We start from the raw sequence: 11,761 nt of genomic DNA, 5'->3' as shown, positions 1-11,761 counted from the left end.
AAACTACGCGTATATACTTCGTTCGGATATCTATGTTAGGTGTGAGAGGTGATGACGCCACGCATATGAGGCGCTGTCGGAGCCGTAGTTAGACGGACTTCACTCTGTGCGTCTCGGTACTCAGTACTCAGACAGAGTGCGAATCGGGCGAAAATACGTCTCGGCGAACGGGGTCCGTGGTCGTCACTCGATCGAGATCGTTTTCAGATCCTCGGCGAACCGCACGTCGCCGTCGTAGTGGGCTCCGATCGACTCGAGCATCTCGTCGTGGCGACCCTCGGTGTGCGGGTAGAGATGGGTCAGGTAGACCCGACCGATCTCTCGGCCGGCGAGTGCCTTGCCGAGTGCGTCGGGCGTCGGGTGGTTCGAGACGTCGACGTCGTCGGGAAAGGAACAGTCGTGGGCCAGGATCGCGGAGCCCTCGGCGAAGTTCGCCAGCCCCGCAAAGGCCTCACTGTCGCCGCTGAACGTAAACAGATCGCCGAATCGGTAGGCCAGACACGGCAGCGAGTGTCGCGTCTCGTAGGCCGAGACGTCGAAGCCGGCGACGGAGAACTCGCCGGCGACGACCTCCCGAACCTGCACGTCGAGTTTGCCCTGCATATATTCGTGGACCTCGAGGAGGTCGTCGATCAGCGCTTTCGTCCCCTGTGGACCGACGATCTCGAGGTGCTCTTCGCCGGCGAGCCAGCGCGCTTTCATCAGCGGTAGCAAGTCGGCGACGTGGTCGAGGTGGTGGTGGGTCAACAACACTGTCGAGATGCGTTCGTAGCCGACACCGGATTGCTGGAGTCGGTGTAAGACGCCCGAACCGCAGTCGACGAGCAGGGTTCGGCCGTCGTCCTGTACGAGCACGCCCGTCTGGAAGCGCTCACCGGTCGGCATCGCGCTGCCGGTTCCGAGGAAAGTAACGCGCATATCGAACCCTTCGAACGGCCTGTCCGATAAGGTTAGCCTCTTGGAATCACGCCACGCGAGCGCGTCGGCGACAGCACAGCCCACGCCCGATCGGATTCCAACCAGCTCGTAATCGACGAGGGGTTTTCGGTGATGGGGATCGTACTCTTCGCTAGAAGGCCAGTGTCACAGCTCGAGTACTACGATAAACTGCTGCTCGCCATCGTCGGGAGCCTCGCAGTCGGGCTGGCGATCGGCCTCGCCACGTCGGTCGCTCCCGAAACCGGGCTGGCTGGCGGTGCGGTGTTCGCGACGGTGTTCGTCTACGACGCGATGTTTCGGAATCCACCGCTTCCGACGGCGGGTGTCAAAGCTGCTGCAGTCGTCTGGCACGTGTTCCTCGTCGGGACGCTCGTTGCGGCCGTCTTCTGAGCGGCTGATCGACGCAACCACCGGGGCAGCGTGCCGTTCACTTTCGCTCCGGTGGGCAAACCCTCTTACACGGCGGGACCGCAGACGAGTACGATGGACGGGAACGACCGCCTCGAGGGACCGGTTGCCGACGCCGACGTACCGTTCGATTCGGACGCGGTCACGATCGAGGACGGTGACGTCTTCGACCTGCTCGAGCCCGCGGTCCAGCAGTGGTGGCTCGAGGCCTTCGGCGAGTACGTTCCCGAAAATGAGGGTTTTTTCACACCGCCACAGCGAGGGGCGATCCCGAAGATCCACGAGGGAACGAACACCCTGATCTGTGCACCGACGGGCAGCGGCAAGACGCTCGCGAGCTTTACGTCGATTATCAATGCGCTGTTTACCACGGAGCGGGATTCGGAGGACGGCCTCGAGAACACCGTCTACTGTCTGTACGTCTCGCCGCTGAAATCGCTCGCCAACGACATCCACCGCAACCTCGAGGTACCCCTCGAGGGGATCGCAGATATCGTCGCGCGCGGAGACGACGACCGAACGATGGGCGAGATTCGACACGCCATTCGCCACGGCGACACGTCCTCGAGCGACCGCCAGCAGATGCTCGAGGAGACGCCCCACATCCTCAACACGACGCCCGAAACGCTCGCCATCCTGCTGAATTCACCGAAATTCCGCGAGAAACTGCGTACCGTCGAGTACGTCATCGTCGACGAGATCCACTCGCTCGCCGACGGCAAACGCGGCACCCACCTGTCGGTCAGCCTCGAGCGGCTCGAGGCGATGGCCGAGGGCGACATCACCAGAATCGGCTGTTCGGCGACGGTCGATCCGCTCGAGGAGGTGGCCGAGTTTTTGGTCGGGCAGGAGACGCCGGGTGGCGACGCTCGTCCATACGAGATCGTCGACGCCCGCTTCGCCCGCGAGTTCGACATCGAACTCGAGTGTCCAACGGACGACCTGATCAACACCTCTCGCGAGGTCGTCCAGGAACGGTTCTACCAACAACTGCACGACCACGTTCAGGCCCACACGAACACGCTCGTGTTCACGAACACGCGCTCGGGTGCCGAACGCGTCTTGCACACCCTTCGCGAGCGCTTCGATGCCTACGACGAGGACAACTCCGGCTGTCACCACGGGAGCCTCTCGAAAGACGTTCGCCAAGACATCGAAAGACGACTGAAAGACGGCGACCTCGAGGTCGTCACCACCTCGACGAGCCTCGAGTTGGGTATCGACATGCCCCACGTCGATATGGTGATCCAGGTCGGCTCACCCAAAAGCGTCGCCGCGTTGCTCCAGCGGGTCGGCCGCGCGGGCCACCGCGTCGGCCAGACCGTCACCGGCCGGGTGATCGCCCTGGATCGGGACGAACTGCTCGAGTGTGCGGTTATGCTAAAAAAAGCCGACGAGGGGTTCGTCGACTCGGTGTCGATCCCCGAGAACGCACAGGACGTCGCCGCCCAGCACGTCTACGGCATGGCGATCGCGGAGATCCGCCCGGAAGCCGACCTGAAGGCGGTTTTAAAGCGGGCCTACCCCTACCGGAACTACACCGACGCCGAGTACGAGTCGCTGATGCGATATCTCACCGCCGAGTACGCCGGCCTCGAGGATCGAAACGTCTACGCGAAGATCTGGCGCGATGAGAACGATCCACCTGACGGCGAGCACCACCACGAGGCGTTTCCGGTCGGCGAGCCCCTGATCGGCAAACGCGGCCGGCTGGCGCGGGTCATCTACATGACCAACATCGGGACGATTCCGGACTCGTTTACCTGCGACGTCTACACGCGCGCCAGCGACGAGTGGGTCGGCCAGTTGGACGAGAATTACCTCGATACGCTCGAGAAAGGCGACGTGTTCGTCCTCGGCGGCGACCACTTCGAGTACCGCTACCGACGCGGCTCGAAGGTCTACGTCGACCGCACGAGTGCCCGCCCGACCGTCCCATCGTGGTACTCCGAACGGCTGCCGCTGTCGGTCGACCTCGGCCGAGAGATCCTCGCGTTCCAGGCCGACCTGCTCGACAACTACGAGGCGGGTGGTCCACCACGGGTTCGGGCCTGGCTGCGGGAGTTCCCGCTGGACGACGACAGCGTGCGCGCGATCGCCCGGTTGTTCGACCACCAACTCCAGTACGCGGGCCCCGAGAGCGTAAGCACCCACGACCGACTGGCGATCGAAGTCGTCCGTGACCGCGAGGAGTACGAACGCCACTACTACGTTCACTCGGCGTACGGCCGCACGGTCAACGACGGCCTCTCACGACTGTTCGCGTACCACTGTGCCCAGCAGGCGACCGCCAACGTCCGCGTCGCCGTCGCGGACAACGGCTTCGTCCTCTCGATGCCGTTGAACCGAAAAGTCGACCTCGAGGGACTCATCGGTGACCTCGAGGCCGACGACGTCCGCGAGGATCTCCGACAAGCAATCTCGGGTACGGACCTCCTCCAGCGATACTTCCGGATCAACGCGACGCGGGCGCTGATGATCCTCAAACGCTACAAGGGCTACGAGAAATCGGCGAGCGAACAGCAGGTCTCGAGCGAGATGTTACTCGGCTTCGCCGAGGAACTCGAGGAGTTCGCCGTCATCGAGGAGACGTACCGGGAGATCCTCGAAGACAAACTCACCGTCGACGAAATCGAGGATATCGTCGGCGCACTCGAGGCTGGCGACCTCGACGTTTCTCGAACCCTCCTCGATTCGCCGACGCCGCGGGCGTTCGGGCTGGCGACGCTGTCGGCCAGCGACGTCGTCCTCGCGGAAGACGAAAGCGCCGCCTTGCAGGCGTTTCACGAACACGTCCTCGAGGAAATCAGCGACGAGTCGGGGCGGAGGCTGACGACCAGTTCGGCCGACGAGTAGCGAGTCAGCCGAGGTATCCAGTTCGCGAGACAACCGAACCGAGTTAACAACGGTAGCGTTCTCCCGAAATGATTTTGTGTTGGAAATTGAATTGGGTATATGTCACCACGGGCAATGGTCGAGCCAGTCGGACGACGTTTCTGTCGTGGCCACGGGGGCAGAGCTGCCTGCCGTCGGCAACCGCTCGGTCGGTTCCTGACCTTGAGGGGCGGCTGGAGGTCGGCAGCGACCGACTGTTCGAGTTTCTGGACGGAACAGATGCATACTAATGACCCACTACACTGCACACTAATATGACCGACGGCGAACACCCAAACTGGGATTTCAAGGACCGCGATATCGCTATCCTGTGTGAGCTCTCGAACGATCCACAACTCTCCTCGCGGGAGTTGACGAGCGTGCTCAAATCGGAGTACGATATCGACGTCTCACACGTCACCGTCAGCGAATCGATCCGGCGGATGCGCGACGAGGGCGTCTTCCGCGAGGCGATCATCCCCAACGAGGAGTACTACATCTTCGCGCTGTTCGAGTTCAAGTTCAACACGGAACACTTCGAAGAGAGCTGGCGTAATGCGATGGAACACATCAAAGGGGACAAACACACCCTGTTTTTCTTCCTCTCGGACGGGGAGTACCAGTGGAAGACCGTCATGATGTTTCGCAGCCGCGAGCAGATATCGAAGTGGATCCACAACTGCTACAAGGAGTACGGCGACGTCATCGCAAACATCCGCAACTCGTCGGTCCACAACGTGTTGAAGTTCCAGACCGACCCGCAGATCTACGAAGACCTGCGCGACGAGCAGTAAGGAGGATCTGATCCCCTTCTCGAGGCTCGCTCCCGGCTCATACGGATTGCTGTAACTATTTATCGCCGATCGCCGACCCGTTCTGGCGATCGGCGGTAATTGACTACAGTAAACCTATCAGTCGCCGGGCCGGAACAGCCGGTACGTGGTGCGCCCGACGGCTGCCTCGCCGTCGGCACCGGTGACCGACACGTCGGTGACGCCGGTCGTTCCGCCGGCGCGAATCACCTCCGCCCTCGCTCGGAGGTCACCCGTCGCCGGCCGAAGGTACGAGACGTTGAGATCGGTCGTCGTCAGCCGCGCCGTTGCCGGCTCGTCGAACGTCGTCCGGAGGGCAAACGCGCTCGCCGTGTCGATCAGGGTCGCGACGATGCCGCCGTGGACCGGATCGTAGCCGTCGTTTCCGACCGGATTCTCGAACTCCTCGTTGTGTTCGACCTCGAGGGCCGCCGTCCCGTCCTCGAGGTGGGCGACGCTGACGTCGAGCCACGAGAGGTAGCCGTGCTGGTCGACGAACGAGCCCCACTCGGGCCAGTCGCTCGAGGACGTCGGCTCCTGTGCCATTTATTTCCCCTCGAACTCGGGCTCGCGGTCCTCGGCGAAAGCCGTCGTCCCCTCTAAGACGTCTTCCGTACTCGCAAGCAGCCCGAAGCCCTGACTCTCCATGGCGATGGCGGCGTCCAGACTCGCGTCCGTGCCCTCGTTCATCACCTTCTTGGCGACCTCGAGGCCGATCGGTGGGCCGGTACGGAGGTCGTCGACGAACTCGTCGACCGTCTCGTCGAACTCGTCGCGGTCGACTGAGCGGTTGATCAGCCCCCAGTCCTCGGCGCGGTCGGCGTCGATGTGGTTGCCCCGGAACACCAGTTCCTTCGCGCGAGTCTCGCCGAGCAGCCGCAGGAGTCGCTGCGTGCCACCGCCACCGGGGATCAGCCCGAGCGTGATCTCCGGCGCGCCGAACGTCGAGCGCTCGGTGGCGAGTCGGAGATCACAGGCGAGTGCGAGCTCTAAGCCGCCGCCGAGACAGAAGCCGTCGATCTTGGCGACGACGGGCCGCGGGAAGTCGTTGACCGTCTCGAACGCCGGCGTGACGTCCATCAGGTCGGTCGGCTCCGCGCCGGCGAAGCCGCCGATGTCGGCGCCGGCGCTGAACGCGCGGTCGCCCGCGCCCTCGATCGTCGCACACCGCACGTCGTCGGTGTCGACCGTCGAGAACAGGTCGTCGATCTCCTCGAGGAGATCAGACGAGAGCGCGTTCATCCGCGAGGGCCGATCGAGTTCGACCTGCAGGACGCCGTCCTCGAGCGCGACGTTCAGGTGGTGGTAGGAGTCGAGCTCGCCGTCGTCGCTGTCGTATTCGTAGAACCCGGCCCCGGCGTCTTCGCCTGTGTTCCCCGCTTCGACGAGGTCCTCGAGGTACGGATGGGGCTCGAACCGGTCGTCGCCGGTTGACTCGTGGAGCGTCTCGAGTTTCTCGAGGACCCGCTCGAGCCCGATTTTGTCGGCACGGCGGCAGATGCCTTCGGGGAAGCCCAGTCCGAGTTGGACGCCGGTGTCGACCGCCTCGGGAGTGGCGACGTCCTCGCCGACGAGGTACGCCGCGCGATTGATCATTCGGGCCTCGACGCGGAGCGTGTCGAATCCCTCGCCATCCCCGCGCTCGTAGTCGGCCCCGTCACCGTTCTCGTACTCGTAGTACCCCGTCCCGGTTTTCTGCCCGAGTGCTTCGGCCTCGACTTTCTCCTCCATGATCGGCGGGATCGCGTCGCCGGCTTCCTTGCGGACGTGGTAGCCGACGTCGATCCCGGTCAGATCGCCGAGTTCGAACGGCCCCATCGGGTAGCCCCGCTGGTGGACCATCGCGGCGTCGGCCTGCCGGATCGTCGCCTCGCCGTCGGAAACCATCCACGCGGGTTCGCCGATGAATGGCCCAACGATGGTGTTGACGACGAACCCGCGGACGTCCTTCCGGACGTAGATCGGCGTCTTGTCGATCGACTCGACCCACTCGGAGCCGGCCTCGGCGGCGTCGTCGCTCGTCCGCTCGCCGTAGATAACTTCGACGAGATCCATCTTCACCGGTGGATTGAAAAAGTGCAGGCCGAGGACGCGCTCGGGTGTGTCGACGACGTCCGCGATGTCCGAGATCGGTAGACTCGAGGTGTTCGTCGCGAGCAGCGTCTCCTCGTCCGTATACCGCTCGAGGTCGCTGAAGATGTCGTGTTTCAACTCGAGGTTCTCGGGTGCGGCCTCGATGACCAGATCGGCGTTCGCGACGGCCGCCTCGAGATCAGTCGTCGTCTCGATTCGTGAGAGGATCTCGTCGGCGGATTCGTCGAGTCGGTCTTTCTCCTCGAGTTTCTCGAGGCTCCAGGCGATCGCGTCGTAGCCGTCCTCGACGAACTCGGGTTTGATATCCCGCATCGAGACGTCGTAGCCGGCCATCGCGGTTACCTCGGCGATTCCGTGACCCATGTTCCCCGCGCCCAAGACGGCGATGTGGTCGATGTTTTCGAGTGACATGGTCGTGTGCTCGACCGGGACTGTCTTAATACCACCGACGATTCGTTACCAATGTTAAGCACGAAGTCAATAGAGACACAGCTCGTACGCGGGGTCGGACGTCTCGTGAACGACAGTAACCGGGGCTGGCGCAGCGGCCTACAGCGGCTCGTCACCCTCGATGATCCGCATCGCTCGAGCGGCCAGCGCCGGGACGCGGGCCTCCATCTTCGGGTAGATCGGGTTGTCGCTGTTGCCCTCGAGGTAGCGTCGGAAGAACATCTCGCCGAGGGCGGCCAGTTTGTAGACGGCGAGCGTTCGGTAGAACCGCTCGTGTTCGAACTTGAGGCCAGTGTGGGTTTCCCAGCGGTCGACGAGTTCGACCCGTGTCGGATACCCCGCACGTTCCATGAACCGACTGGTGAGTTCGGGCATCGACGGCTCGGGGTCTTTCGGATCGCGCCAGTAGGACAGCATCCAGCCCAGATCGGCGCGCGGATCGCCGAGCGTGGCCATCTCCCAGTCGAAGACGGAGACGAGTTCCGGCGACCGCTCGGCGTTGTCGTCGGCCGCGCGGTCGGCTCCCGCCGTTCCGAACATGACGTTGTCGAGTTTGTAGTCGCCGTGAACGAGCGCGTGCGGGTGCTCCTCGGGCACGCTGTCACGGAGCCAGTCGCCGACCGCATGAAGATCCGGCACCGCCCGTTCGTCCTCGGTCACCTCGAACGCCCACGCGAGCTGTTTCCCCCAGCGGTCGACCTGTCGCTGCGTGTAGCCCGCGGGCCGGCCGAACTCGCCGAGGCCGACGGCCTCGTACTCGACGTCGTGGATCGTCGCGAGCGTGTCGACGAGTTCCTCCCCGATCCGCTCGCGGTGTTCGGGGGCGGCGAACCGGTCGGGTTCGTCGTCTCGGAGGACGTCTCCCTCGAGTCGCTCCATCACGTAGAAGTCGCTCCCGATGACGTCGTGGTCGTCACAGGCCAGTACAGGCTCGGGAACGGGAACGTCGGTCTCGGCCAGCGCCGCCGTGACGCGATACTCCCGAAGGACGTCGTGAGCCGTGTCGGCGGTGTTTCCCGGCGGTGGGCGACGGAGCACCAGCTCCCGCTCACCCCAATCGAGAAAGAGCGTCTCGTTCGAGTGACCCTCCTGATGGCGGTCGATTTCGTACTCGTCGACCTCGCCGAGTCGAGACTCGAGGTGCGCAACCAGCGACGTTTCGTCGACCAGCCGCTCGTAGTAGCTGTCGCTCATGTGGGTTGGGGTGTCGGTACGACGGCGACGATCGGATCACAATACGAACTCGGCATCTGTGTTCGGTACTACCACATCACTGCTTTACGAAAATAGTTTCGGCGCTCTCTGAGCTTACATTGTTCGTATCGGGAGTCAGCAGCCGTCGTCGTCGATGATCTCGAGGACCCCCTCGGGCGACTCGATCCGATACGAGACGGCCGGGCCGTCCTCGGCTCCGAACGCGACGCCGTGCATCCCCACCTCGTCGGCCCCGCGTACGTCGTGGCTGTAGCGATCGCCGATCATCAGCGACCGGCTGGAGTCGACGCCAGCTTTCTCGAGGGCGGTTTCGAACATCGCCGGATCGGGTTTCGTCTGGCCTACCTCCTCGGAGGTGGTGATCGAATCGAACCGCTCGCGGACACCGAACTGCGACAGCATCCACTTGCCCTCCTCGTCGTCGACGTCGCTGATAACGCCGACGTGGACGTCTCGTTCGGCCAGTTCCGTGATCGTCTCGACGGCACCCGGAACGGGTTCGATCGACGACTGGACGACATCTTCGAACGTCGACAGCCACACCCGTTTCGGGATCGGCTCCGCGGCGAGTTCGTCGATCCCCTTCGCGTAGGCCTCGCGTGCGGCTCGAAACTCCGTCCCCTCGCGCTCGCGGAAGTGGTTCCCGACGGCCGACCGCCACGTCGCCGTCGCCTCCTCGACCGTCGTCTCGAGGTCGTGTTGGTCGACGAGGGTCGCGATAAACTTCTCGTGGGCCTCGCGGACGGACTCGAGGTCGAGGATGACGCCCCCGATATCCCAGAACACTGCCTCCCACTCGATGCAGTCGGGGTCGCTCTCAGCCATCAGTCGATCCTCCGACTCGTCGTGCGATCGCCACCGACGGGCGGTCGCTCAAGTCGCGTGCCGTTTGCGGCGTTCTGGTTTCGGATCGAGCCCTCGAGTCGGGCGGGTAGGGTGTCGCCTGTCATAGTGGTCTGTCGTCGTCTGTCTGTGGCAGTGATTGCCGCGCACTTAACGCTGCGGGATTCATACCCATCTTTATTAACAAACTCTCCATACACTCGAGTGGAACTAACAATGGTAACACAGACAGCTCGAAGCGTCGGTGGTCGCGCGTGAGCACCGCCCAGTTCGGCGTCGACGGCGAGACCGCCATCGTCACCGGGTCCTCGAGCGGGATCGGGCGGGCAATCGCACGGCGGTTCGCCGAAGACGGCGTCGACGTCGTCGTCTGCTCGCGCGAGCAGGAAAACGTCGACCCCGTTGCCGAGGAGATCAACGAGGGCGACAGCCCCGGCCGGGCGCTGGCGGTCGAGTGTGACGTGACGGACCGAGAGGCTGTCGAGGCGCTCGTCGAAGCCACCGTCGAGGAGTTCGGCGGCCTCGACGTGCTGGTCAACAACGCCGGCGCGTCGTTCATGGCCGCGTTCGACGACGTCTCGCCGAACGGCTGGCAGACGATCGTCGACATCAACCTCCACGGCACCTATCACTGCACCCACGCCGCCGCGGCACACCTCAAAGACGGCGGCGGCACCGTAATCAACTTCGCGAGCGTCGCCGGCCAGCGCGGCTCGCCGCTGATGAGCCCCTACGGCGCGGCCAAGGCCGCCGTCATCAATCTCACGACGACCCTCTCCAACGAGTGGGCCCACGACGGCGTCCGCGTCAACTGCATCGCCCCCGGCTTCGTCGCGACGCCGGGCGTCGAGAGCCAGATGGGCGTCTCCGCCGAGAACATCGACCGCGAGGCAGTCGCCCGACGGATCGGCACCGTCGAGGAGATTGCCGACATCGCGCAGTTCCTCGCGAGCCCGGCCTCGTCGTACATCGTCGGCGAGACGATCACCGCCGGTGGCGTCCCACAAATTTCGGAGGAGTACGAGGTATGACCGACCGAGACGTCCACCTGCCGGTCGCCGCCCAGCCGACCATCGACTCGATCGTCGACTACACCCAGCGGGCCGAAGCCGGCGGCTACGACTGCGCGTGGCTCCCCGAGACGTGGGGTCGCGACGGCGTCACCGTCCTGACGGCGATGGCCGAACGCACCGACTCGATCGACATCGGCTCGAGCATCCTCAACACCTACTCGCGCTCGCCCGCTCTGCTGGGCCAGACGGCGGCTACGCTACAGGAGGTCTCCAAGGGCCGCTTCCGACTCGGCCTCGGCCCGAGCGGCCCTGTCGTCATCGAGAACTGGCACGGGATGGCGTACGGCAACCCGCTCAAGCGCACCCGCGAGACCGTCGACATCGTTCGGCAGGTGCTCTCGGGCGACCCGGTCGACTACGACGGCGACGAGTTCGACCTCTCCGGTTTTCGGCTGCGCTGTGCGCCGCCGGAACCTACTCCGCCGATCGAGGTCACCGGAATGGGGCCAAAGGCCGTCGAACTCGCCGGCCGGTTCGCCGACGGCTGGCACGGCATCATGCTCACCCCCGACGGCGTCCGCGACCGCCTCGAGGACATCGAACGCGGGGCCGAACTGGGCGAGCGCGACCCCGAAGACGTGCAGGTCACGACCGGCGTGACCTGCTGTGTGCTGGACGATACTGATCGCGCCCGCGAACTCGCCCGTCAGCACGTCGCCTTCTACGTCGGCGGCATGGGCACGTTCTACCGCGACGCCCTCGAGCGACAGGGCTACGACGAGGCCACGGAGATCCACGACGCCTGGCAGGCAGGCGACCGTGAGCGCGCACTCGAGTGCCTCGGCGACGACCTGCTCGACGATCTTTGTGCCGTGGGCGACCCCGAATCGGCTCGCGAGAGCCTCGAGCGCTACGAGGCCGTCGACGGGATCGACGCCATCGCGGTCAGTTTCCCACGCGGCGCGACCGAAGACGATATTCGACAGACGATGGACGCGGTGGCTCCGGACACCTGAGCGTCGACGGTCGAACGACGTCGACCGCGGTGTGTTTTTTGCGGGGCGCTCGAGTCGACCCCGACAGCTACAAACCCCGGATTCCCCCAGTTCGTGG

Annotated in this window: 11 protein-coding genes; 5 read left to right on the top strand and 6 right to left on the bottom strand. The window is 64.4% G+C overall.

The genetic code is table 11. The features are described from left to right. Positions 1 to 183: 183 nt before the first annotated feature. A complete protein-coding gene (locus GCU68_RS01530; RefSeq protein WP_152938713.1) occupies positions 184 to 918 on the bottom strand; it encodes an MBL fold metallo-hydrolase in 735 nt (244 codons plus the stop codon). Between the two features lie 162 nt (positions 919 to 1,080). Between GCU68_RS01530 and GCU68_RS01525 the strand changes: the two genes are divergently transcribed. From GCU68_RS01525 to GCU68_RS01515, 3 genes are all read left to right on the top strand, one after another. Then, positions 1,081 to 1,329: a hypothetical protein gene (locus GCU68_RS01525; RefSeq protein WP_152943533.1), complete on the top strand. Its 249-nt coding sequence runs from the start codon at positions 1,081 to 1,083 to the stop codon at positions 1,327 to 1,329. A gap of 93 nt (positions 1,330 to 1,422) precedes the next feature. After that, entirely contained in the window at positions 1,423 to 4,203 is a 2,781-nt protein-coding gene (locus GCU68_RS01520; protein WP_152938712.1) for an ATP-dependent helicase, read from the top strand. 293 nt (positions 4,204 to 4,496) lie between these two features. Then, a complete protein-coding gene (locus GCU68_RS01515; protein ID WP_152938711.1) occupies positions 4,497 to 5,015 on the top strand; it encodes an Lrp/AsnC family transcriptional regulator in 519 nt (172 codons plus the stop codon). Between the two features lie 117 nt (positions 5,016 to 5,132). Here the strand turns inward: GCU68_RS01515 and GCU68_RS01510 are convergent, their stop codons facing one another. From GCU68_RS01510 to GCU68_RS21910, 5 genes are all read right to left on the bottom strand, one after another. Continuing rightward, positions 5,133 to 5,579 carry a PaaI family thioesterase gene (locus GCU68_RS01510; RefSeq protein ID WP_152938710.1) on the bottom strand — a complete coding sequence of 149 codons (447 nt, stop codon included), beginning with the start codon at positions 5,577 to 5,579 and terminating at the stop codon, positions 5,133 to 5,135. Continuing rightward, positions 5,580 to 7,538 (bottom strand): 3-hydroxyacyl-CoA dehydrogenase/enoyl-CoA hydratase family protein, encoded by a 1,959-nt coding sequence (locus GCU68_RS01505; RefSeq protein WP_152938709.1) that lies wholly within the window; start codon positions 7,536 to 7,538, stop codon positions 5,580 to 5,582. A 138-nt stretch (positions 7,539 to 7,676) separates the two neighbouring features. After that, positions 7,677 to 8,771: a phosphotransferase family protein gene (locus tag GCU68_RS01500; protein ID WP_152938708.1), complete on the bottom strand. Its 1,095-nt coding sequence runs from the start codon at positions 8,769 to 8,771 to the stop codon at positions 7,677 to 7,679. Positions 8,772 to 8,906: 135 nt separating this feature from the next. After that, positions 8,907 to 9,617 carry an HAD family hydrolase gene (locus tag GCU68_RS01495; protein ID WP_152938707.1) on the bottom strand — a complete coding sequence of 237 codons (711 nt, stop codon included), beginning with the start codon at positions 9,615 to 9,617 and terminating at the stop codon, positions 8,907 to 8,909. Then, entirely contained in the window at positions 9,617 to 9,742 is a 126-nt protein-coding gene (locus tag GCU68_RS21910) for a hypothetical protein (protein ID WP_264373471.1), read from the bottom strand. Before GCU68_RS21910 ends, GCU68_RS01495 begins: the two co-directional genes overlap by 1 nt. A 147-nt stretch (positions 9,743 to 9,889) precedes the next feature. On the opposite strand from GCU68_RS21910, the gene GCU68_RS01490 reads away from it, so the two are divergent. Further along, on the top strand, positions 9,890 to 10,666 hold the full coding sequence (locus tag GCU68_RS01490; protein ID WP_152938706.1) for an SDR family NAD(P)-dependent oxidoreductase: 777 nt from the start codon (positions 9,890 to 9,892) through the stop codon (positions 10,664 to 10,666). Beyond that, positions 10,663 to 11,664, top strand: coding sequence for a TIGR04024 family LLM class F420-dependent oxidoreductase (locus tag GCU68_RS01485; RefSeq protein WP_152938705.1), 1,002 nt, complete (start codon positions 10,663 to 10,665; stop codon positions 11,662 to 11,664). The genes GCU68_RS01490 and GCU68_RS01485 overlap by 4 nt, the downstream gene beginning before the upstream one ends. Positions 11,665 to 11,761: the final 97 nt, after the last annotated feature.

Origin of the sequence: Natronorubrum aibiense, from assembly GCF_009392895.1 — an archaeon.
In the GTDB taxonomy this organism is placed as follows: Archaea; Halobacteriota; Halobacteria; order Halobacteriales; family Natrialbaceae; genus Natronorubrum; species Natronorubrum aibiense.
Note: the sequence above shows the minus strand (reverse complement) of the source record. Positions and strands in the feature narration are given on the sequence as shown.